We start from the raw sequence: 22,019 nt of genomic DNA, 5'->3' as shown, positions 1-22,019 counted from the left end.
CTTTTTGCGATGGAATTCGTTAAAATAGGGGGTTTTGCGAAACCTCCAACGGTTTCCATTGTTCGATATATGATAGGGGCACCTGCCGCTGGCTGATTCCTTAGCTTCGGCAGTACGAATTCTTTTTGTTGCGAACCGCTCGCGAATCCTTCTTAGTTACCATCCATGCCGAAAAAAATAGCGATCGACTGGGACGCCACCGAACTGCGAATGGTGGTCGGAAAAACGTCCGCCAATGGAGTGACGGTGACCAACACGGTGATTGTCCCGATCGCGGCGGAGGAACAGGGGGGATTTGCGAAAACCCTCCAGTCCACCTGTGCTGATCTGGGGCTGTCCAAGCTGCCAGTGCTGATCACGATTGGGCGTGGCAAGGCAGAGCTTCGCCCGTTGACGCTTCCGCCTGTGCCGGATGAAGAACTGCCCGACATGGTCCGCTTCCAAGCGATCCGTGATTTTGCGGCTGCCGGAGAGAAAGCGATCATTGACTTTGTCCCCGTTCGTTCCGACAGCACGGGCGTTGAAGTCGTTGCCGCCGCCATGGCGCCCGATCAATTAAACAAAATCGACAAACTTTTTGAAGTCGATCATTCGACACCCGAGCGAATGGCGTTGCGCCCGCTCGCCGCGGCCGCTTTGTTCGCCAAGCGTCAGCCGTCGGAAGGTGAGGTCGTCTTGGTCGACCTGTTGGCCGACGATGCCGACATCGTGATTCTTCGCGGTGGCAAACCTGTTTTTGTGCGATCCTTTCGGCTGCCTGCCGACCCAACGGGCCGACCTGCCGCCCTGGCTGGCGAAGTTCGCCGCAGTGTGATGGCTTCGGGAAGCGGAGACGGGAACCCGGCCGAGCGACGGATCGTTATCTGGGGACGAAAAGAAGATCACGCAGAGGATATTCAACAATTGTCCCAGCGGATTGGATTGCAGGTAGAAACCCTCGATCCTTTTAGCCTTGTCGCTGGCGAACCCACCGCTCATTCCCATGTCGGTCGGCTAGCACCGCTGGTCGGTTTGTTGGATCTTGACGAGTCGGGCAGCCCGCTGCTGATCGACTTCCGTAATCCGCGTGAACGTCCCGCAGTCGAAAGCCAACGCGGACGCTATCTGCTGTATGGAACCGCCGCCGCTGCTGCGGTCCTGATTGCTGGGTTTGGAGCGTGGTCTTCGCTCAATCGCCGCGACGCAACTTTACGATCGTTGAGGACCGAATTGACCGCCCTGGAGCCGCTTGTCAAAGAGTCGGAAGTGGCAATCAGTCGAGCGGAAAGGGTCGATTCGTTTCTTGATGGAAATGTGATTTGGCTTCAGGAATTAAAGCGGGTTGCTGAAACCGTCCCCCCCGCCGAAGAGATGTTGCTGACCAATATCGCAATGAATTCGCCTGCCCAGAAAGGTGGCGAATTAACGCTCTCAGGGCGAGTCACGAAGCCGTCGGTCCTGGATAAACTGCGACGTACTTTGACCGATGAACAACATCGAGTCATCGGGCAAGGTGCTAAGGAAGAACCCTCCGCTGCCGTTTATGGTTGGGTTTTTGATGACACCAAGATTGTCATTGAACCCGACGTCGTTCGCAGCATGCGGGATATCCGGCGATATGAGGCAGCTCAGAACGACGGCAACGAAACGCCACAAGAACCGGCTCCGGTGGAAGATTCTAAGCCAGAAGCCGAAACGGAAACGGAAATCACGGAAGCGGAAATGCCCGCTGCGGAACCGGCCACTGAAGTCGCTGAGCCAGCGGAGCCTGAGCCCGAATCCGCGGAGCCCGAGCCTGAAGTAACTGAAGCTGAAGTGCCTGAATCGCCCGCCGATACTCCTGCCGACGCGAAACCGACAGCTCCGGCGGACGCGGTTCCTACGGAGGCCGCTCCGGCTGAAACAACTACCGAAGCGGACGCGGCTCCGGCCGATGCGGCTTCTGAAAGTTCAGCGGATCCAGACAATCGTGAAGTCGTTCCAGACAGTGCCACTCCTGCTCCCGCAGCTGAATCCGAGGCGAATGCAGCGGACGCGACAAGTACCCCATCGCCGGAGGCACTCTAATGACTCAACGTGAACGTTTTCTTGCCATCCTTGTCGGTGGTGTCCTGCTGTTGATCACGCTGCAATGGGGAATCAATCGATTTCGGACCGCACGTGCGGACCGCGACACTGAAATTGCCCGTTTAACGAACGAAATCGAAACCGCGAACAATATGAATCGTTTGGGATTCGCTTCGCGAGAACAGATGGCGAGGTTTGTCGAAAGGTCGCTGCCTTCGGATCCCGATCGTGCCGTCAGCGAGTATTCCGACTGGTTGCTGATGTTGATGGAGGCATCGGGAGTGACCGGGTCCGAAGTCGACAGCGTGAACAATTCCGCATTTGGCGATCTGTACCGAGTCTATAATTTTCGTGTTTCCGCGAGCGGTGACATGGAAAAGATCGTTTGGTTGCTGCACGCATTTCACCGCACCGACTACCTGCAACGTATCCGCAACATGACGATCAAACCGCGAGGGATCGGAGGCGATTTGCAGTTGTCGATGAGCTTAGAAGTTTTGGCAATGAACGAAGCGAGCCCCCAGCAACCGCCTCCGTCGGAACTTTCCCCGTTGGTTGATGCCGATGTGAATAATTACTTGGATCCGATCCTTGATCGCAACTTCTTTTCGCCTCCAAATCAGTCCCCACGGTTTGCTGGAGAACAGAATGTTAAAGCGATTCTCGGAGAGACATTAAAAGTGTCGCCCAAATTTGAAGATCCTGATGGCGATACCGTCTCGCTTGAATTGCTTGGCGACATTCCTGAAGGGATTACCTTCAACAAATCGACGGGGTCGATCGAGTGGAAGCCGACCGAACTGAGTAGCATCAAGTTGCGTATTGCCGCGACCGACGCCGGACGCCCAAGCCGAACCGTGGAACAAGTCCTGTCGGTAACCGTGGAAGAACCTCCAAAAGAAGAAATGGCCAAACCCGCCTCGTTCGATGAAGCCAGCCAAGCGTTTCTAAATGCTTTGGTCTATAGCAAGGGATCGTGGGAAGCTTGGATGACGGTTCGAACGCGTGGCGAAAAATTAGAACTGCGTGCCGGAGACGAGATCGAAGTCGGTTCGGTGACCGGTAAAGTCATCGATGTGACTCAACGGTTTATCGAACTGGAAGTTGATGATCGGCGATTTACGTTGAAGCTGGATGACAACTTAGCTACCGCCGCTCGCGAGGCGTTGGTCGATTAAGACCGTGTAGTTGAGGACTCGCCGACCGTCTTGTTCGGCGGCTCGAAGCAACATGGTTTTTCCCAGCAGCGATTTGCCATTGGGAATGATGAATTCGCGGCGAACCCGTTCGTTGGCGGCGACCTGAATGGTTTTCCGCTGGTACTGACGTCCGGGTGGGAAAAGGGAGCAGTCGTAGCGGATCCGGTCGGCACTGGAATTCTGCATTTCCACTTGGACGATAAGGTTGCCGTTTTCGTCCAGCCGGCTAGATATTCGGACCTCAAACCCTTCCGGGCCGACGTGAAGGTCGCGATAGACCGTGAACTTTCGTTTGGGCGAACCCTCAAGGGTGAACTTCAACTGGACGGCTTTCTTTCCAGTCGTCGCGTTCGTTTGCAGGGTTAGCGGAATCGAAATGGTTTGTTTGCTGTTCCCCGGCAGCATCATCGCCGTTGGGAATCGCGGAACGTCCCAGGCGGCATCCCCTTTCAGTAACAAATCCCCTTGCAGTTCCTGTCCGGATGGATTGTCCAGTTCGACACCGACGCTTTGCGATCGACCCAACAGGCTATCGATCGAGGTGCGGTCCAGTTTCACCGCCATCCGAAAGGCCGTGATTTGTGGATCCAACCCCAACACAAATTTTGGAGTCGGACCAGCCTTTACGATTTGCTCGGTCTGCGATCCTACGGTTCGTGTTTCTGCCGATTCTAGACGCCCCCACACGTCGATAACCTGGATGTTCTCGCCCAGGTAAAGCGATTCTTCGCTCGGGGTCATGTTCCATAAAACCATGACGGTTCGTTCGCCATCGCTAAGGACAATGTTGGGGCTGCCGTTTGGCAATTGCAGGCTGCCGGTCCGCCGCAGGGAACCCAGGATGGCCGAACTGGTTCGCCATGGCAGTAACATGAAGTCGGGCGTCCCATCGGGACGCAGTAAACCCGTTTCGCGGTCCAGTGGATTCGATACGAACGCGGCCTGAACCGGGTGCCCTTGGACCGTTGCCATCCGCAGCACAAGGTCACGAACTCGCGTGGCTAGGTCGTATTCCGATTTGGGAAGCGGGTCGAGGAGCAACCAGGTGTCGTTGGCTTTGGTCGATGCTGAATCCTCAAATTCGGCGTTCAGGTAGGCATCCAGTTCTGCGGCGGTCAAAGGAACCGAGGCACTCCGGACGGCGGCCCGCCAGGAGCGGGATTCGCCTGCAGGCTGCGGTTCCAACCATGGCCAAGAAATGACAAGGTTCAGCGGTTCACGATAGCCTTGCAGGCCTTTGTTGATGTCGTTAATCGTTTCTTGCAACGAAGCTCGCCCCAGAAAACTGAAGTCCCGTTCCTGGCCGAGTTGCCACCATCGAACTTTGATCGTCAGGCGGTTCATCAAGGCTTCTAGGATCGGTTGCCATACCAAGGCGTCGCGAAAGGTGTTCGCGGCGGCAAGTTCGCGGCGTTTATCGATTTCCGGAGCAACCCCTTCAGGAGGTTGATCCAGCAACCCGACGAACCGAATTTGATTGTCTTCGGCGCGAGTCGCCAACCAAGCCAATTCATCCGCACTATTTAAGTCGTCGGCGTTGATCCAACAGGGGTACTTCAACCAATGGACGTGGCAGTCATGTAACCAACCAGGAAGCGAACGGACATTCCCCAGAGGCGAACCCTCCGGCAACGTCCAGCCAAACGGACCGTCTGATTGAGGCAGTTGGTCAATAACGGCAAACGAGATCGCGGTCGTGAGGGCTTTGCGATCCGCGGCAATTAGTTCAGCCGAAACCCGATAAAAGCCCGGAGGAAGTGGAGATAGATCCCAGGTCGCCGTCCCCCCATAGGCCGATGCGGTATCGGTCGCGGTTGGATTCGGGTTGTCCGATACCGTCTTCACTTGAACCGTTTGAGTTCGTATGACCGCATCTTGGATGTCCAGTAGGTTGAACTGGATCGCAGCGGTCTGGTGCCGCAAACCCATCGCCGTGGCAGTGATCGGGATCGATTGGCCGATCCCAAACAGGCCGGTTGGATGCGCGGTCGCTAGATGCAGTTGAGGAAACTGCTGTAGATGGATCTGGTCAAAATCGACGATGCCTCGAATGTCGGTCGCTTCACTTTGAGGTTCTACTCTCAGTCGAATGACGGCGGTCTGACTTCCAACGGGCGGTGCCACCGGGCGGGTTTGCAGCGTTATCCAGTCGCTGTCTCCGCCCGCCAATGGGGTCGTCGTCACCGAGAGCGGTAGCCCTTCGGCATCAAGGAACTGAAGCTCCGCCCAGCTTCGGTTGTGTTTTAAGTGTTTTGTCCGAACCCGCAGCCCAAGGACGTAGCTGTACATCCCGCTTACTTCGATCGGAGGACTTTGGATCATCGCCCCGCCGCCATTTAGCACGATCGCTAAATATTGGTTGGTGAACTGTTCTTGAAAGGGTGGTGGCAACGCGGGCAGGCTTTCGCCCAGGGCAATCAAGACCTGCGTCCATTGAGGGTCCAGCATCGGCAGCCATGGCGGCGTTTTGCGGAGGTATTTCCGCAGCTGTACCCAATAAGGGACAATCGCCGCGTCCAATTTCTGAGCTTGCGCTTTTGCTGGCGAATCCTCGCTTTGAATTCCAATCTGGACGTACTGCGGGTAAGCTCGGCCCTGCTGCCGTTGCCATCGATCGGGCCAAAAGTCAAAGTCTTGGTCGTCTTCGCGGCCGAAATCCCATCGCCGGACCGTTTCTCCTGTCCCGGAATTCAAAGTCGGTACCGACGGAGCTCCGCCGGGCGGGCGTGCATTTCTGTCTGCCTGAACCGCAGGATTGTTGACCGAGGTGGCACCGGTACCCTGGGCGTTTAAGGTCCAGCACCCAGCGATGTTCAGCAGCAGCCAAAGCACTAGAATATCGGCGAGATTTCGATTGGAACGCACTGCAAACCGTCGAACGAAAGTAATGAAGGTTGTAACCGTCTTAAAATGATTGGAAATTTACCAAGTGCCTGAGCTAAAAATTGCTGCCCGACTTTCGGCTTTTAATTTGCCTCTAAAGAAAGCATTGCATGCAGCGGCGCAAGCGGGGGCCACCGGAGTAGAAATCGACGCTCGAAATGGGGTTCGGCCATCCGAATTGACCGATACTGCTTGCCGACAATTGCGGAAGATGCTGGATGATCTGAATTTGCGGGTTAGTTCAGTTCGTTTTCAGACCCGACACGGCTATGGACATCAAAATCGGCTGGATGAACGAGTCGACGCGACCAAGCAAGCGATGCGGATGGCCTACCGGTTGGGCTGCGATGTGGTATCGAACCAGATCGGTCGAATCCCGGCCGACCCGGAATCGGAAAGCTACAAGCAGCTGGCGACCGTCTTGAGTGACCTCGGACGATTTGGGACCCATATCGGAGCGTTTCTCGCCGCCGAAACCGGAACGGAATCGGGTGAACAGATGGCTGCCCTACTCACGGCCGACCCCAGTGCCCTGCTGGGGGCCGCGTTTAATCCCGGGAACCTAATTATCAACGGATTCTCTGTGGATGAATCCTTGGTGGCACTGCGTGAAACCGTTCGGCTGGTGATCGCCCGCGATGGAGTCCAAGATTTGGCTCAGGGACGAGGCATCGCAGTCCCGGTCGGCGATGGAACGGCGGACTTTCCTCAGATCCTTGGACGCTTGGAAGAACGACAATATCGAGGCTGGTTTGTGGTCGGAGCCGACGGCGAAGGCGCCGATCAGGTGACTCGCAATATCCAATATCTTTCCAGTCTATAAATCACTTCGGAGTTCACTGTGTTTTTTAAGATCAATGAAGCGACGGTTGTCGACGTTCTTGGTGTCGATGCGGTTACCATTCTCAATAATCTCTGCACCGCCAATTTAAAACTGTTGGACGTGGGGCATGGAGTGGAAACGTTTGTGACGGAAGTGCGCGGACGAACACTCGCCCATGGTTGCCTGTTCAAAAATTCCACCGGATTTCGGTTTTTTGGGTCTCCAGGACAAGCGGAAGTTCTTTTGGGGCACATCGATCGTTACACGATTCGCGAAGACTGCCATCCAGCCGAAGTTGAATCATGGGCACCCGGCTATCTGGTAAGTGGTGACGGAGCGGCCCGACTGACGAAAGAGTGGGGACTGGTCGCTGGCGAACCGCCTCTGCTGGCGAACCAATCCTATGACCTGCAAGGGCATGTTGTGCAGGTTTACGAGATTCCTTGGTTGGGGAGCGGCGGATGGCTGTGCATGCCGGAAGATCCACAGCATGGGCTGTTAGAATTTTTCGCGCAGCAGTCGATAGCCGAAGGGGATGCCGTCGAGTTCGAAAAGCGAAGGATTGCCGCTCGCTTTCCTTGGTACGGAGTCGATATCGACGACAGCCAGTTGCCCCAAGAAGCGGATCGCAACGAGCAAACGATTTCGTTCACCAAGGGCTGTTACCTCGGTCAAGAAACGGTCGCCCGCCTGGATGCGTTGGGACAGGTTCAAAAGAAGATCGTTCGTTGGCAGATCGATACCACCGAACCGATCGCTCCTGGTACCGATCTGTTAGACGGTGAAAAGAAGGTCGGGAAAATCACTTCGTCGGTTGTCGACCAAGGCAAAACGTTTGCACTAGGATTTGCCCGCCGCTCCCATTTCGATCCCGGCAGCCAAGCCCGCTGCGGCGACTATGAAGCAACCGTTCTGTAATTAGTGTCGTCTTTCGCTCCGCGAAAGTAGCGTTTGCACGCGCTGCTTTCACGGGGGACACGCGATAAATAAGTTGACGGTTTGACAGACGCTGGCACCTGCCCAGACATCCGAGCGCCACGTCCCCTCGTCGGTTTACCCGACAGGAACGCAAGATTTGAAATTAGAGATGGTTGCCCTGTAAATAGTGTCGTCTTTCGCTCCGCGAAAGTAGCGTTTGCACACGCTACTTTCACGGGGGACACGCGATAAATAAGTTGACGGTTTGACAGCCGCTGGCACCTGCCCAGACATCCGAGCGCCACGTCCCCTCGTCGGTTTACCCGACAGGAACGCAAAATTTGAAATTAGAGATGGTTGCCCTGTAAATAGCGTCGCCTTTCGCTCCGCGAAAGTAGCGTTTGCACGCGCTGCTTTCACGGGGGACACGCGATAAATGAGTTGACGGTTTGACAGCCGCTGGCACCTGCCCAGACATCCGAGCGCCACGTCCCCTCGTCGGTTTACCCGACAGGAACGCAAGATTTGAAATTAGAGATGGTTGCCCCCACGGTTTTGCATCCAGTTCGGATTGCCGCTGAAAGCGGCAATCCGAACTGGATGCATTTTCCTGGAGCCATGCAAACTAATTTCAAATCTTGACTTCATGCCAGGCAAGCTGGCATGGGGCCTTTTCTCCCTGCCACACTCACTGCTTATTTATCACACGTCCCGAGCGAAAGACGGCACTCACCAATGCATACGCAGACGCCTGCTTCATGCGGCGCGTTGCCCCGTCTGCTTTCTACCGTGCATTATTCCGTCTCGATGGGATTCCCGTCGGCTCGATCAAACAGCCTGCGAACCATTTCCGCATCCAGGGAAGCGGGAAACCTGCGGACACTCCCGTCACAAATCCCGGCTAGCCATCTTTTGCTGGTGCGGGTTTGAAGGCCTTCCGCCGGATTGTCGACGTCGTAGGCGTAGTCTTGCGGCGCGGTCCAGGGGACAGCACGTTCATCGGTCACTTCGACGATCGCAACGGTGTTGCTTGTCCCATCGATGATCTGTGAGAAAAGGGTCCCCTGCCCCTCCAGTTCAAGCGGGAATATGGTCCGTTCCCCGCGAGGAGCTACATACGTTGTGTGACCGGCGGGAAGCGACGTCTGACCTGTCAGCGGCAGCTTGTTTGCGTAGATCGCAGGCATCTGTTCCAGGAGTGTCAGGTTGTGTTCACTATCCCACGGTTCGTCCAGGTGAAATTGATCATACAGGTCGGCTTCTCCTAAAAAGGGAAGCAAGTAAACTCGCCAACTTAGCAGAGGTTTTTCCTCTTTGTTCTTGGAGTCCCCTGGCGGCAGGTGTTTGTGCACATCGTGAAAGTTGTGCATGGCCAACATGATGGTTTTGAATTGTCGCGTTGTTGCGTCGGCTTGGGCTTGTCCCTCGACTTGACCGACAAAGCCCGCAAAGAACTTCACCAATTGGGCATGCGTGTCGTCCAGTTGAAGGTCTTTCACCAGTTGGCTCCCTTGGACGGTTGGCGTGATCCAGGAAATCAACGCGTCCATCGATGCAGGAGGCATTGCAGCGGTTTGTGACGCAAGCGACTGCTGGGCACCCCGCATGATTTTGGGCAAATGGTCTGCCAGCGCGGATGCTGCGTCCGGGGATTGGGACTGGATGGTCCATTTCCCCTTTAAATGTTGCGGGTCGATTCCGATCGCCATCCACTCGATTCCATTGGTAAGGACGTCACTGGAACCACCGCCCAATGAAGGCGGAAGCTGCGGAGAGAGTTCACGAAAGGTCCTGACGGCATAAGACGGCGGGGCGATCGCGATTTGAATGGGGTACGATTCGATCGCTTTCAGGGCCTGCGTAAACGCTTGATGGGTGCTTGCCGGGATGGGGCCAGCTTCGGCCGTGGAACCCTCTTTCTTGCTGACGACTGTCATTGATTGATGGCGATAGGTTTTCCATGAATCACCAAACGGAAGGTACTGTTGGACCGGGGCAACTTCCGTATCCGACGGCGATTCAAAAAATGTGAACCAACTGGTTTGGGTTTCGGAATAGGGAATGCCAATGGTTTGGTAGATAGCTTGACCCCCGGACATCGCCTCTACTTTCTCGAAAGCTTGCCGGATGCTTGGCAGATTCGTCGCAAAGGTTTTAGCGAGAACGGGAGAGAGTTGTTTTAGTTTTCCATGAAGCGATTCCAAGTCGCCCATCGATTTGGGGTCGATGCGGACCACCATAAATGTCGTTTCATCGACGAACGGTTTTATCCGCTGCATCGTTTCGTCTGCGGGATAGAGGACATTGGTTGTTTGTCCACTCGCCGGAAGTAGGCAGACAACCGATAGCAGCAGGTAAGTGCCGTAGGAAATTAGAATGCGTTTTAAAGTGTTCATGGAGAACTTTCGTGACGGTGTGGTGGTGAGGTCCCTCGCTTCCGCGGCGGGTTGGGATTTGTTAGGGAGCGTTATGAAGGACAAGCCGCGTTCTTCGGTTTGACAAGCTTTGTCCTTCTAATACAAACGTCTCCCCTGCTCTTTCGTATTGGAAAGGTTGGTTGTTCGCGGGGTCCAAGGGAGCTGGAAACGAAAGGTCTGCAAGCGATTCAGGGAAATTGCCATCATGCTGGTGTAGATGCAGGCGAATTGCCTCGACGGTCTGAGCCATCGCGATCTGTTGTTGGGCCCGGACCTGGGCGCTGCGAAATGCAAACAGTGCGGGAAGTAGTTGCTCCGTCGGTTTAGAAAACCATCCCGCGTTTTTACAGGCGTCGCGAAACCGTCGCTCCACGCTGTTGGCATCGCTCGATTCCGTCACCTGCCAATATGGAAGGCAATGCCATTTGTAGAACTCATCTCGCCAAAAATCGTAGAACTTGACGGTCGCCAAGCTGACCACTTGAGCCGTGGGATAGGCTTCGACTTGTTTGGGATCGAATCCAAGTTCTTCGATCAGGTACTTTTTTGCACTGGGGTAGCTTGTCGCGATCGCAGCGACGAGTGCTGTCCTTCGCAGTTCAGGGCCAGGATCGCTGATTTCCAACATCCATTCGAACCGTTCGTCAGCCAAGTCTTTGACCCATGCTTGCCAGTATCCGGCAGGTTGCGGAGCTTCCGTGACGCGTTTGAAAGTTATGAATTCTTCGTACAGTATTTTGCGTTCCACCGCTTCGGCACGTCCGGTATCGACTAATGGGGCGGGCAAACTGGCAAGGGCCCAGTAGAGACTTGGCGCGTTCGTTTGTTCTTGCAGCGACAGTAGATCGGACCAACCGATCGACGCGATCGCAACCCCAACCAGGTTGGAGACAAAAAAGTCATCCTGTCCCAGGTGACGGCCCAAAGCGAATTGTTGGCCGATGGTTTCCATCGCATCGTCATATCGCTCTTCGGCGATTGCCACGCGGGAGCGAATGCTATTGGTCCGTGCCAGTTGACGCATGCCTTGGATTTCTGGCAACAGATAGCCAATCACGCTATCGACGTCTTGCAGGTTCCGTTCTAAATCAAAGTCTCGGCGAGCGGCAGCTTCCTTTAGAAGTTCCGCCTGGAACGATGTCAGAGACAAGTATTCTTTGACTTCTTCCAGTGGCAGTTGGTCTGGCGGCATGTCCTCCCAGACATAAGGTTCGAGCAAATTCTGTTGGATGCCCGCTTCGCTCGCCTTCTGATGAGCTTGACGGAAGATCTGCGTCAGTTTTTCTTGCGCATTGTGCTGCTCTAGAAATCCCATTGCCTTAAGGTAATAGATCGCCGAATTACCCGGCTTCGCATGGAATGCATCGGGTATCAGTTGGTACCGCAACGCGGGACGCGGTTCGGCCGCCGAATGGAGTGTGAGGTGCCGGACCTGAATATTTCCATTTTCGTCTTGTTGAGTGATCCATCGTTCATGACTTGCAGGCTTTTTCGAATCCGATTCCGATTTCGAATTGCCTTGCAGTTCGTTTTGCTGAGCGATGACCGGTGTTGTTAGAAGCAATCCCAGTACACATAAAACGGTCGTAACGTAACGCGGCCAAAAGGTTTTTAAGGGAGGCATGCAAAAGGCACTTTTAAACGAGACGGGAAACGAGACTAAAATTTTGCAGGAATGCGTCGTCAGCTAAACTCACTCTGGCTCCCCTCCCCCTCAAATTTCAGGCAAGTGGAGCTTGCCTGGGATTTGGGGGAGAGGGGCTGGGGGTGCGGGGGCCGAAAAGAAATCTATGGTGGATAGCTGGGCAGATTGCGTTGGGCGTGTCTCCTACGAAACTGGCTTGTAAGTAAGGAGAATTGCAAATTGCAAAATGGCTATCTGTGTTGAGTGGTTTGCAGCATTTGGTCGCTGTCCAGCTTGTGTAGGAATTGGCTCCGCGATGACGGAAGCCGACGAATTGGTTCGTCCCAAAGCGTATCCACAAACGAACGCATACCCCCCTCCCCCAGCCCCTCTCCCCTTCGCTGAATGCGAGCTCCACTCGCATTCAGCGAAGGGGAGAGGGGAGCCAGGATCAGATAGGGCAGCGAGTTACCGCTGCGTTCCTGTTATTTACTAGGATTCCCCGCCTAGCCACTGGTCGACGACATCCATGGAGCGAGCCGTAAGGATCTGTTTTTTAACGGGCAGCGCAGAGGGGGAATCGGCAACTGGATTGAATTGCACGGCCCATCGATTGGAATCTTGGTTGGATTTCGCGGCTGGCGATGGATGGACGGCACGCACCGATAAGGTCGATTGCTCAAGGAGGCTCACCCATTGATCCTCCGCCATCTGCAGCGAACTCTGTCCCTTAGTTGGCAGCGTCCCGCTCTTGCTTGTTTTTTCGGTTAGTGGTTTCTCGGTACCTGCCAAGTTTGTGTCCGCTATCGTAGGTTCTGGGGTCTTCGTCGTAGCGATGACGGGCGCTGTATTGGGTGGGGCGTCATTGGCAACTTGTTTGGGGCGGTTGTCTGACAGCATCGCAACTGTCCCCAACGTCAACAGGATTCCTGCTGCAAATCCTGACAACCCGACCGACGTGACCAGCCAGCCGGGGTAGCGATTGTGTGTTGGGGGAGTGACCGTCGATTCCGATGGACGAGAAGCCAGGGATGCCGATAGGCGACTTGCCGATTCCAAAACCGACGAAGCATCCAACTGAACCGGTTGAGGCTTCAGTTTTCGCAGCCGATCTTCAAAAGGATTGTGTTGGTTCATTGGTTTATCTCCGTCGTGGTGGGATCCGCGATATGTCGTTCCAGTTCCGCAATCGCATCTTGGTAGCGGCGATGCACGGTGCTGAGCGACAACTGGACAACCGTGGCGATTTGTTCAAAGGTCTGTTCTCCCCAAATTCTTAAAATGACAATTTCTCGATTTTGAGGATTTAGTTGTTTTAGGGCGGCTTGGCAGTCCCCGGGCAAGGATGGCTCCGTGGGGGATTCACAGAACCAAGCAGCGTGGTTTTCGCCTGCATGGCGGTGATGTTTGCGTCTACGCACTTCAGCGCGAGTCATATTCATCGCTTTTCGACGCACCGTGGTAAACATCCATGCCGGCACATCGCGTGGAGGTTCGTGTTGATCGATGAGCGCAAGCAGCGCCTCTTGGACCGCGTCTTCCGCGTGATCACAGTACTGGCTGGCAATCAGTTTCAAAGCCGCACCGTGTTGGTCGATGAGGGTTTGAAGGGATTGAGAATCCATGAGCCGTGCAATGCAGGAAAAGCGGTCTCGGACAGGTGCGTTCTACTTATTAGTCACCGCTCGATCGCGGGTTTCCCACGATTTCTGTCCGTTTCTTGAACCTTTTTTATAGCGTGTCTCTTTCCTCGCTAGATAGACATCGCCGCTCCCTGCGTAGGATCGTAGGATCGTAGGATCCTTGCGATCAACGATCGGTTCACCCTGTCGAAAAACCCAAGTCGGATTATTCGCTCTCTGGCGACGAGACGTCGCTGGAGTTGCCGGACAGTCGCTGTTGTGGATCGGCTGGAGCCTGTTTTTGGACACGTTTAGTAAGCGTTTCGACCCAGCTGGGCGAGAGTTCCGGCAGGGCCAGGAGGTCTGCCGCAGCGGCAACGTTTTGCTTGTCGTGGTGCATGATTTCATTGGCCGCCGCGATCGTCCAGCGAGGATTCGATCGCGACTCCAGCAAGATTGACATACCCGCCTGCACACGCCCTTCCTCTAGGACTCGTAAATACCAACCTGTCTTCCCGTTCTGTTGGACCTGCAGTGCAAGGTCTTTGATGTCCCAGAATCGAGCCAGCTTCCAGCAGGGCTGACGCGGCTGGGAAACCTGAAGTTTGGTTTCTCCGATCTTCCAGATATCGCCGATGCAAACCTCGGTTTCCGAGAGGTTTTGGACGGTAAAATTTTCGCCAAAAGATCCCCATGGCCATTTCTTGTCGCGATGCTGCTCGCGCCAGTAGGGATAGTGGTCCGCCGAATAAACGCATACCGCTTTATGAGGCCCGCCATGATGGACTTGATCGGCTTGTCCATCTCCTTCGATTTGGGTTTGCCCGATCCAACGCGGGTCGGATACCGCGGTCTTGCCAATTCCAGAGGTCCACGGTTTTTCCGGATCAAGGATCTCAGGCATTCCAACCTGAAGAGAAAGCAGCTGAATGGTCACTCGATTTCTCTTTTCGTTGGCGGAAAGCAATTGGTGGACAGCTGTCATTATAGGGCTGCGAGACCTCCGTGGGACGGCTTGCAGATAGTTGTCACGCTCGCCGGTCAGGCGACTTACAATGGAGGCTTCCCTCATCGTTTGCTTGGCACCGCGGCCGCTTGCCGGTCCCGAGGGAATCACGCCATACCATCCATACTCACTAATCAAGCATGCCCTCCATGACCCTTTCGAATCCGCGTCGTCATTTTTTGTCTCAGGTAGCTTTATTGACCGCAGGGGCGACTCTCACCCGTGCCGCGGAATCAAGCCCGAAACGAATCCTATTGCGATCGTCCTGGCAGACGGTGAATATCGGTGACATCGCCCATACTCCAGGCGTCCTTCGGATTTTGGAAACGCATCTGCCGGATGTGGAGGTTACTCTTTGGCCTAGTAACCTTGGCAACGGAGTGGAACAGATTCTGCGCGATCAGTTTCCAAATGTTCGATTTATCAAAGGAGCTGCCGATTTAAAACGGGCGTTTGATGAAAACGATTTTCTTCTGCATGGATCGGGACCCTCGTTGGTCGCGCAGCGCGATGTGATCCGCTGGTCCGAAGCGACTGGCAAACCGTATGGGGTCTACGGGATCACTCTGCCGTTCAAAGGATCCGCGTCGACGAAGCCAACGTCCAATGCCGCACTGCAGAAGACTGTGGATGTCCTGAGCAACGCTGAATTTGTCTACTTCCGTGATTCAAAGTCACTGGAATTCGCGAAGTCGCTGGACTGTAAATCGCCGGTCATGGAATTTGGCCCCGATGGTGCCTTTGCCTGTGACCTTCGCGATGATGAAAAAGCGGATGCTTTCTTGCAGAGTCACGATCTGCAGGCTGGCAAATTCTTGTGCTGTATTCCGCGTTTGCGGTACACGCCTTACTGGACCATTCCGGAAAAGAAGCGCGAATTGGATCCGGTGAAACATGCTCGCAATGAACAGATGAAGGAACATGATCATGAAGCGTTGCGGCAGTCGATCATGCAAGTCGTTCGAGAAACCGATTTGAAGATTTTGTTGTGCCCCGAAGACCAAACGCAAATGCGAGTTGGCAAAGAGGTTCTTTATGATCGGTTGCCAGCCGACGTCCTGAAACGGGTGGTCTGGAGACCGGACTACTGGTTAACCGGCGAAGCGGTTAGCACTTATGTCCGAAGTGCAGGTCTGTTTGGCAATGAGATGCATTCGCCGATCATGTGTGTCGGCCACGGAGTTCCCGCAATCGTCTGTCGATTTGCGGAACAGACCAGCAAAGGGTTCATGTGGCAAGACATCGGTTTGGAAGACTGGTTGTTCGATTTGGATGATGAATCGCAGGTCGCCAAAATCCCGGCTGCGGTCATGCAAATCGCAACCCAACCCGAAGCGGCCAAAGCGAAAGCGGCCAAGGCAAAAGCCTTCGTCGAACAACGGCAGGCTGAAACAATGAAGCAACTCAAGAAATCGTTGGCAACCTAGATCAGCCTGCCAGCCATTGTTACTGCTGTTCTGTGGTCCGTTAGACCGACAGGATGGCCATTGCGGTGCTGATTGCGTTTAGCATCGCGTGCACGGTGATGCTGGCCCATAACCTGCCGGTTAAATGGTACAGCAGCCCAAGTCCTAGCGAGAAAAAGAAGAGCGAAATCGGGGCCGCCCCTTGTCCGAAATGGACCAATGCAAAGAACAGACTGGAAACCAGGATAGGCCAAAACGGCCACTGAGCGACTTGATTGCTGGTGACGATCTGGTTCCAGTCACGGCGTGGAGCTAGAGGTTCTTCTGCCAAGTCTGCCGAAGTGTCTGCCGGTAAATTGCTTTGTTGCTCCGCTGCAATCTGGCGATCCAGTCCGGCGTTGGCAATCCGTTGCAGGCCCCCTTGAAGCATCCCACGGAAAAAGAACTCTTCGGCCAGTGGAGCAGCGATCACCGACGTAAAGGCCATTGCCAACAATACCCACTGCGGTGGTTGTTGACTGATGACGTCTAAAACGCTGTGCTCATACGGTACGTAATAGTTCAGGACCGATTGAAACAAGAACAGCAGGGGCAACAGCATGCAAGCCGCGACAACCCCCAATCTGAAGTCTCGACGTTTGGGTATCCAACCCATTCGGCGAATGATCTTGCGATCGAAAAGAGACAGCAGCCCAAGGACCACGGCAATTGTCACTAGTCGAGCTGTTGCGTCGATCGTTAGAAAGGCTCCTATCCGTTCTGCGGATTGATGCGGTGGAGGTGGCGGCCGGTCGGTGGTTGATTCTGTTTCGGAATCGGAGATCGCAAGTGAACCCGCTTCGGAATCTGCCGTTTCGGTTTCTGCTGACGGTTCTGCTTGCGGCGAAAGCGGTTCGCTCGTCGCTGATTTTTGTACGGTCTGTGCCAAGTCCTGTTCGCTTGACGTCGGAATCTGTTCGGTGAATTGGACTCCTGCGAAGAGTGCAGCAACCCCCAGGATCGTTGTCGCCAGGATATAGACGCCAAGGGTCATCAGGACTTCGGCAAGTCCCCAGTTGATCGGTAACCGAGGTTCTGGAGGAAAGACGGGCAGGCGTTTTATCAATCGGTAAAACGTCCAGCTCCAGGCAAACAGTCCTCCGACTAACAAGCTGGCCATGAAGGCCATCAGCAGTTGGATCCCTAATTCAGCCATCAAATTTACTTCGCGGGAGTTTCGGAAGTCATCACTCTCGAGGCGATGATGACATAGTCAATTCCCGAGTAAACGGTTAGCAAGATAGCGCCCCACAAGGTTCCCATCGTAACCCAAACCAACCATGGCTCGGGGGTCTGCAGTGCTAAGCAAAGCAGTGTAAAACCAATTGCGACGCACTGCAGGACCATCTTCCATTTACCAAGCTGGCTGGCGGAAAAATCGCCTCCTGCACCTTCGACCATTCCGCGAAGGCTGGTGACTAATAATTCGCGTCCGATGACAATGATGGCCATCCAGGCAGCGACTCCGGACCCGCTGATTTCGACCAGACTGGTGAAGGCACCACAGACGATAATTTTATCGACAAACGGGTCAAAGATCCGTCCTAGTTTGGTGACTTGGCCATATCGCCTAGCGTAATAGCCGTCCATCCAGTCGGTGGACGCGGCAATGACAAACGTTACCAATGCGGTTCCAAACCAAGACATCGCAATGAATGCAATCACACCGACTGCAAGGATGAAGCGGATGGACGTCAGCAGGTTCGGTACGTTGTAGGGCGAAACGGTTGTAGAAGAAGACATGCTGGTCATCGGTCGTTAGTTCTCCTGAAGCACGGGAAGCGGACCACTCCGCCACCTACGCGTATGCAATCGGAGGAGTTAGTGTGCGGCTGCAATCGGGACACCAACCAAATCGTAGCCTTGCGAAGCAACGAGTTCGCAGGGGACCATTTGGCCGGCAGCCAAAGGTTGCGCGGGGTCCGATGTCACGTAAACGAGGCCATCGATATCGGGAGCATCGCTGTAGGTTCGGCCGATCCAAATCCCTGGTTGTTCCGGTAGTTCACTATCGATTAGCACTTCTTCGGTCGTGCCAACACGGCTTTCATTCCAGGCGAAGGCGATCGGTTGTTGGACTGCCATTAAGTGGTCGCGACGTTCTTCGGCAACCGACAGAGGCACACGGGCCGGCAGTTTTATGGCCGGGGTGCCATCTTCGATCGAATACGTAAACACGCCCAGATGTTCGAATCGCTGCTCTTCGACCAAGTCGACAAGTTGATCGAAATCTTGATCGGTTTCGCCGGGGAAGCCGGTGATGAACGTGGTTCGCAGGACTAAGCGATCGATTTTCTCTCGCATCCGTCCAAGGATCTCATTCATCCCGTCGCGGTTGACGCGGCGAGCCATCCGTTTAAGCATCTGGTTGCTGCCATGTTGCAGCGGGATGTCAATGTAGGGAACGATCCGCTTGGCGGCGGCGATCGTGTCTAACAACCGGTCGTCGATGTACATCGGGTAGAAGTACATCATCCGAATCCAATCCAGCCCTTCGATCGCGTCTAGTTTTTCCAGCAGTTCCGTTAGCCGCGGTTTCCCGTACAGGTCCATGCCGTAATAGGTCGTATCCTGAGCCACGACGACCATTTCCCGGACGCCCGATCGAGCCAGTTGCTCTGCTTCGGCAACAATCGTTTCGATCGGCTTGCTGGCATGTTTGCCTCGCATTTTTGGAATTGCGCAAAACGTGCACAACCGATCACATCCTTCAGAGATTTTTAAGTAGGCAAAGTGCCTTGGAGTGACCGCGACACGGTGGGTGTCGGGGAGGGCTCGGACAGGGGCCGGACGGAAGATCGTCCGTTGCTCGCGAATCCCACCGGCTAATCGGTCGGCGACCGCAACGATTTCGTCGCGGCCAAAGACTCCGATAAGTGCATCGATTTCAGGACGAGCTTCCAGCAATTGGTCGCGTTGGCGTTCGGCTAGACATCCGGTCACTACGACGCCGCCGATTTTACCCTGCCGTTTCAGGTCCAGCATCTCGTCGATCGCACCGAAAGATTCGTCTCGCGCCGAATCGATAAAACCGCACGTGTTGATAACAACGAAATCGGCTCCATCGGTGCCCGAAATCATCCGGTATCCGTCCTCTTCCAGTCGTCCTAGCATCTGCTCGGTATCGACTAGGTTTTTCGGGCAACCCAAGCTGATTACAGCGTATTGCCCGCGCCTTTTATCCCCATTTGGATTATCGCCAGCACGTACCTGGCCGACATTGGATGAGGCGTCGGAAATGATCGGTAACTGCATGGTTTGCTAAACCTGAAAATGTCGCTAAGGAATCGCGGCGGAAATAAATAGGCCTGCTGAAAGCCTACCCGGTTCACAGGAAAACAGCTAGGCGTCCAATGGAAACCCAGCGAAAGCCGCTCGCTCCGCTGCTGGCGTGGGGCTCTTCTCGCAGGGCGAATCCCTGCGGTATCCCGCTGCCGGCCGGAGCTATGCCGATTGGCTGGCCGCGGATTGGACCGCGTCGCGCGAAGCGTTGGTCAGGAAGGCACAGCCTGCAAAGTGATAGGCTTCCGATTCCATGCTCCAGACGACGCGGAGCATCGCACGCAGGCTGCCTGGAAGTTCTAGTAACAGGCGTTCACCTGCGGCCAGAGGCTGGCTGGTTCGGAGCCGCACGCCGCCGTCGGAAAGGTCGGTAATCTCGGTATCTTGAGGCGGATTCGACGCTAATTGCATTCTCAGACGCCCTTTGAGCTGAATCGGGCACCGCGCATTGTCACGCCGCGAAACCAAGCCTCGCTGAATCATTTGATCCAGGACGTCCTCGGGAATCGAACGATGGAATTTAAGGCCATAAGAGATTTGCCCGTAACTTGTTTGACGACCCCAGCAAATCTCCGCAACGGTTTCCATCGAAAACGCCATCGCGGTCTGCTCCATCAAAAGGGTCACGTTCTGGACCTCTTGAGGTAAGGGGATCGCGAGTTGCAGTTGGCAGCCATCGACACTCAAATCGGTCAACGTGCCAGAGTGCCGGCTCCCGACCGCCCCGTCGATGCAGGTGATACGAACCGGGATTTTCGTGATCAGGTCTACAGTGAACCGGTTGCGTTCGCGTCTTTGCGGATTCAGCGGTGGGGTCATGGTCTTCGCAGCCGGTGTGCTAGATAAGGTTTCTCAACTTAAATCTAGCTCACTAAAGGGCCTGGTTAGCGTTTAAAAAGCCAACTTATTTGGCTCTTGTCTCGCGAGCAGAAACCTAGTGGTTTTCCACTGCAGAATTGCCCCAAAACGCGAGTGAATCAGGCAAAAAACGCTTGAGCCAACCTGGTGAGGGGGGCAGGCAATGCCATCTGCTTTCTTCGCGGAACGGCGAGAGCGGCTTGTTGATTTAGTGATTGTCGCCTTTCGCTCCATGAAAGAACGCTCTCTTAACGCTACTTTCACGGAGCGAAAGGCGACAGCCCAGGTGGCTGGTGTACTTCTATTTAGGGGGTTCCGTCGAGGCTGATTCGGCCATCTGTGCCTTCAGTTCTTTGCACGATTCGCTGGGGTTTTGGCACAGGCTGCAGCTGGTGTTCCCCTCGCCGTCGGTCTTGTTCCCCAGCCCGCCACACGATCCGCTGATCGCTCGTCGGCCAAACATGACCCCCACGGCCATGGCGGCTAGGACAAGCAAAAAGACGGTAAATACAATCCCTGCGAGTGTGAAAATGCTTAAATAGGTCATTGCGTCCCCTTAGATGGTTTCAAGGATTCCAGCCCGGTTTCAAAAATACCGGTGCGCGTTGTTTGGTAACTGTCCCCCTGCCGGCGGATCAGCATGACGTCCATCTTTCTCTCGACCGCTAAGACTCTCCCCGCCTCTCCTCCCAGCACATTGATCGCGGTCGCCCAGCCATCCGCCAACATGCACGATTCGGCGATCACCGATACCGAAGCCAGGTCATGCTTTACGGGATATCCTGTGCGTGGATCGATCGTGTGCGAATAGCGTTCCCCGTCACTGTCAAAGTAGTTGCGGTAATCCCCGGACGTGGCAATCGCAGCATCGCTAAGCGGAAGCGCCGTGACAACTTCGTTTGGAGTCCCATCGGGAACCTGGATTCCGACACCCCATGGGCGGTCGATTCGATCGCCCAGTAAACGAACCTCTCCGCCAATGTCGACGAAGGCGTGTTCCACGTTCAATTCTTTTAAGACCAAAACCAATCGGTCGACTCCATGCCCTTTGGCGATCGCTGAGAGGTCAACAGACAATTCGGGGATCGCTTTTCGTAAAGCGGGTGGGGACATCTGAACGGAAAGATGTTCATACCCGATTCTCTTCCGTAGGTCGGCAATCGTTTCCTTCGTCGGCGGTTCTTGGGTTCGTTTTCCGGGGCCGAAGCTCCAGGCATTTACCAAAGGGGCAACCGTAACGTCGAACGCCCCTCCGGTCTCTTCGGATATTTCCTGAGCCGCGGCGACAACGTCGGCCGTTTCTTGGCTGACAGGGAACCAATCGGTCGACTCCGAGCGATTGAATCGGCTGATTTCGGAGCTTTCTAAATAGGTCGACATCTGGTCGTTGACGTTCCGTAACTCGGCATCCAGTACTAATTGCCAATCATCGGGAAGTTCGGCTGGCGGGTTGGCCAGTTTGACCATGTAGGTCGTCCCCATCGTCCGCCCATTGGCCTCGATGATTCGAACGGACTGCGAATCGTCTGCAAGGGGAAGCGTTGATTCTGTTGGCGCGCAGCCGGAAAAAAGGATTGCCGCAATGGCGAAGATTCCACACATTGCATGCACCCCCGGCATCGCTTTACCGAGTATCGGTGGCGTGGATTCGATCGGCTTGATTTGTTGTGCAGTAGGCATAAATAACATTTTACCTGATCCTCCACCCTGCCCTGTGCTGGGAACTGCGGCGGTCTGAGTTCCGTGCCGTTCAAGGCTGTGAATCCATTAATGTCGCCTTTCGCTCCGCGAAAGTATCGCCTGCAAACGCAACTTTCGCGGAGCGAAAGGCGACACTCGCAAAGGCAACAGAATGCTTTCTTCAACACGTCTTTCCCGGCGGACGTGCGATTTTGA

At 54.8% G+C, this 22,019-nt stretch carries 17 protein-coding genes; 5 read left to right on the top strand and 12 right to left on the bottom strand.

What is annotated here, in order from left to right:
* Nucleotides 1–165 precede the first annotated feature (165 nt).
* Nucleotides 166–2,046, top strand: a complete 1,881-nt coding sequence (locus FF011L_RS17915) for a type IV pilus biogenesis protein PilM (RefSeq protein ID WP_145352956.1) — start codon at nt 166–168, stop codon at nt 2,044–2,046.
* Entirely contained in the window at nt 2,046–3,224 is a 1,179-nt protein-coding gene (locus FF011L_RS17910; protein ID WP_145352955.1) for a putative Ig domain-containing protein, read from the top strand. Before FF011L_RS17915 ends, FF011L_RS17910 begins: the two co-directional genes overlap by 1 nt.
* Here FF011L_RS17910 and FF011L_RS17905 read toward each other — a convergent pair.
* Nucleotides 3,189–6,110, bottom strand: a complete 2,922-nt coding sequence (locus FF011L_RS17905; RefSeq protein ID WP_145352954.1) for an Ig-like domain repeat protein — start codon at nt 6,108–6,110, stop codon at nt 3,189–3,191. The genes FF011L_RS17910 and FF011L_RS17905 overlap by 36 nt on opposite strands.
* A gap of 64 nt (nt 6,111–6,174) precedes the next feature.
* Here FF011L_RS17905 and FF011L_RS17900 point away from each other — a divergent pair, with 64 nt between their 5' ends.
* Nucleotides 6,175–6,951, top strand: a complete 777-nt coding sequence (locus FF011L_RS17900) for a sugar phosphate isomerase/epimerase family protein (RefSeq protein ID WP_246109488.1) — start codon at nt 6,175–6,177, stop codon at nt 6,949–6,951.
* Nucleotides 6,952–6,969: 18 nt separating this feature from the next.
* Nucleotides 6,970–7,869 carry a CAF17-like 4Fe-4S cluster assembly/insertion protein YgfZ gene (gene ygfZ / locus FF011L_RS17895; protein WP_218932709.1) on the top strand — a complete coding sequence of 300 codons (900 nt, stop codon included), beginning with the start codon at nt 6,970–6,972 and terminating at the stop codon, nt 7,867–7,869.
* A 794-nt stretch (nt 7,870–8,663) separates the two neighbouring features.
* Here ygfZ and FF011L_RS17890 read toward each other — a convergent pair.
* The 5 genes from FF011L_RS17890 to FF011L_RS17870 all read right to left on the bottom strand — a co-directional run bounded on the left by FF011L_RS17890 (nt 8,664) and on the right by FF011L_RS17870 (nt 14,676).
* Nucleotides 8,664–10,265: a DUF1559 family PulG-like putative transporter gene (locus FF011L_RS17890; RefSeq protein WP_145352952.1), complete on the bottom strand. Its 1,602-nt coding sequence runs from the start codon at nt 10,263–10,265 to the stop codon at nt 8,664–8,666.
* 61 nt (nt 10,266–10,326) lie between these two features.
* Nucleotides 10,327–11,910 carry a hypothetical protein gene (locus FF011L_RS17885; RefSeq protein ID WP_145352951.1) on the bottom strand — a complete coding sequence of 528 codons (1,584 nt, stop codon included), beginning with the start codon at nt 11,908–11,910 and terminating at the stop codon, nt 10,327–10,329.
* A 492-nt stretch (nt 11,911–12,402) separates the two neighbouring features.
* On the bottom strand, nt 12,403–13,047 hold the full coding sequence (locus FF011L_RS17880; RefSeq protein WP_145352950.1) for a hypothetical protein: 645 nt from the start codon (nt 13,045–13,047) through the stop codon (nt 12,403–12,405).
* Nucleotides 13,044–13,535, bottom strand: a complete 492-nt coding sequence (locus FF011L_RS17875) for an RNA polymerase sigma factor (protein WP_145352949.1) — start codon at nt 13,533–13,535, stop codon at nt 13,044–13,046. The genes FF011L_RS17880 and FF011L_RS17875 overlap by 4 nt, the downstream gene beginning before the upstream one ends.
* Before the next feature lie 223 nt (nt 13,536–13,758).
* Nucleotides 13,759–14,676 (bottom strand): MOSC domain-containing protein, encoded by a 918-nt coding sequence (locus FF011L_RS17870; RefSeq protein ID WP_246109487.1) that lies wholly within the window; start codon nt 14,674–14,676, stop codon nt 13,759–13,761.
* 2 nt (nt 14,677–14,678) lie between these two features.
* Here FF011L_RS17870 and FF011L_RS17865 point away from each other — a divergent pair, with 2 nt between their 5' ends.
* Complete coding sequence (locus FF011L_RS17865; RefSeq protein ID WP_145352948.1) at nt 14,679–15,965, top strand: polysaccharide pyruvyl transferase family protein; 1,287 nt, start codon at nt 14,679–14,681, stop codon at nt 15,963–15,965.
* A 40-nt stretch (nt 15,966–16,005) separates the two neighbouring features.
* Here the strand turns inward: FF011L_RS17865 and FF011L_RS17860 are convergent, their stop codons facing one another.
* From FF011L_RS17860 to FF011L_RS17840, 6 genes are all read right to left on the bottom strand, one after another.
* The gene (locus FF011L_RS17860; protein WP_145352947.1) at nt 16,006–17,139 is read right to left on the bottom strand and encodes a CPBP family intramembrane glutamic endopeptidase; all 1,134 of its coding nucleotides are present in this window, start codon (nt 17,137–17,139) and stop codon (nt 16,006–16,008) included.
* Nucleotides 17,140–17,144: 5 nt separating this feature from the next.
* The gene (gene pgsA / locus FF011L_RS17855) at nt 17,145–17,726 is read right to left on the bottom strand and encodes a CDP-diacylglycerol--glycerol-3-phosphate 3-phosphatidyltransferase (protein ID WP_145352946.1); all 582 of its coding nucleotides are present in this window, start codon (nt 17,724–17,726) and stop codon (nt 17,145–17,147) included.
* A 78-nt stretch (nt 17,727–17,804) separates the two neighbouring features.
* Entirely contained in the window at nt 17,805–19,238 is a 1,434-nt protein-coding gene (gene rimO, locus FF011L_RS17850) for a 30S ribosomal protein S12 methylthiotransferase RimO (protein WP_145352945.1), read from the bottom strand.
* A 189-nt stretch (nt 19,239–19,427) separates the two neighbouring features.
* Nucleotides 19,428–20,084 (bottom strand): PilZ domain-containing protein, encoded by a 657-nt coding sequence (locus tag FF011L_RS17845; RefSeq protein WP_145352944.1) that lies wholly within the window; start codon nt 20,082–20,084, stop codon nt 19,428–19,430.
* Nucleotides 20,085–20,424: 340 nt separating this feature from the next.
* Nucleotides 20,425–20,670 carry a (Na+)-NQR maturation NqrM gene (gene nqrM / locus FF011L_RS26890; protein ID WP_246109486.1) on the bottom strand — a complete coding sequence of 82 codons (246 nt, stop codon included), beginning with the start codon at nt 20,668–20,670 and terminating at the stop codon, nt 20,425–20,427.
* Nucleotides 20,667–21,803, bottom strand: a complete 1,137-nt coding sequence (locus tag FF011L_RS17840) for an FAD:protein FMN transferase (RefSeq protein WP_246109485.1) — start codon at nt 21,801–21,803, stop codon at nt 20,667–20,669. Before FF011L_RS17840 ends, nqrM begins: the two co-directional genes overlap by 4 nt.
* Nucleotides 21,804–22,019 lie beyond the last annotated feature (216 nt).

Origin of the sequence: Roseimaritima multifibrata, from assembly GCF_007741495.1 — a bacterium.
In the GTDB taxonomy this organism is placed as follows: domain Bacteria; phylum Planctomycetota; class Planctomycetia; order Pirellulales; family Pirellulaceae; genus Roseimaritima; species Roseimaritima multifibrata.
This window is presented reverse-complemented; position numbering and strand designations above follow the sequence as displayed.

Excerpts from the sequence above, each read along its gene's own strand:
- FF011L_RS17915 (WP_145352956.1), top strand. The coding sequence starts at position 166 with ATGCCGAAAAAAATAGCGATCGACTGGGACGCCACCGAACTGCGAATG.
- FF011L_RS17910 (WP_145352955.1), top strand. The coding sequence starts at position 2,046 with ATGACTCAACGTGAACGTTTTCTTGCCATCCTTGTCGGTGGTGTCCTG.
- FF011L_RS17890 (WP_145352952.1), bottom strand. The coding sequence starts at position 10,265 with ATGAACACTTTAAAACGCATTCTAATTTCCTACGGCACTTACCTGCTG.
- FF011L_RS17885 (WP_145352951.1), bottom strand. The coding sequence starts at position 11,910 with ATGCCTCCCTTAAAAACCTTTTGGCCGCGTTACGTTACGACCGTTTTA.
- FF011L_RS17880 (WP_145352950.1), bottom strand. The coding sequence starts at position 13,047 with ATGAACCAACACAATCCTTTTGAAGATCGGCTGCGAAAACTGAAGCCT.
- FF011L_RS17875 (WP_145352949.1), bottom strand. The coding sequence starts at position 13,535 with ATGGATTCTCAATCCCTTCAAACCCTCATCGACCAACACGGTGCGGCT.
- FF011L_RS17865 (WP_145352948.1), top strand. The coding sequence starts at position 14,679 with ATGCCCTCCATGACCCTTTCGAATCCGCGTCGTCATTTTTTGTCTCAG.
- FF011L_RS17860 (WP_145352947.1), bottom strand. The coding sequence starts at position 17,139 with ATGGCTGAATTAGGGATCCAACTGCTGATGGCCTTCATGGCCAGCTTG.
- pgsA (WP_145352946.1), bottom strand. The coding sequence starts at position 17,726 with ATGTCTTCTTCTACAACCGTTTCGCCCTACAACGTACCGAACCTGCTG.
- rimO (WP_145352945.1), bottom strand. The coding sequence starts at position 19,238 with ATGCAGTTACCGATCATTTCCGACGCCTCATCCAATGTCGGCCAGGTA.
- FF011L_RS17845 (WP_145352944.1), bottom strand. The coding sequence starts at position 20,084 with ATGACCCCACCGCTGAATCCGCAAAGACGCGAACGCAACCGGTTCACT.
- nqrM (WP_246109486.1), bottom strand. The coding sequence starts at position 20,670 with ATGACCTATTTAAGCATTTTCACACTCGCAGGGATTGTATTTACCGTC.
- FF011L_RS17840 (WP_246109485.1), bottom strand. The coding sequence starts at position 21,803 with ATGCCTACTGCACAACAAATCAAGCCGATCGAATCCACGCCACCGATA.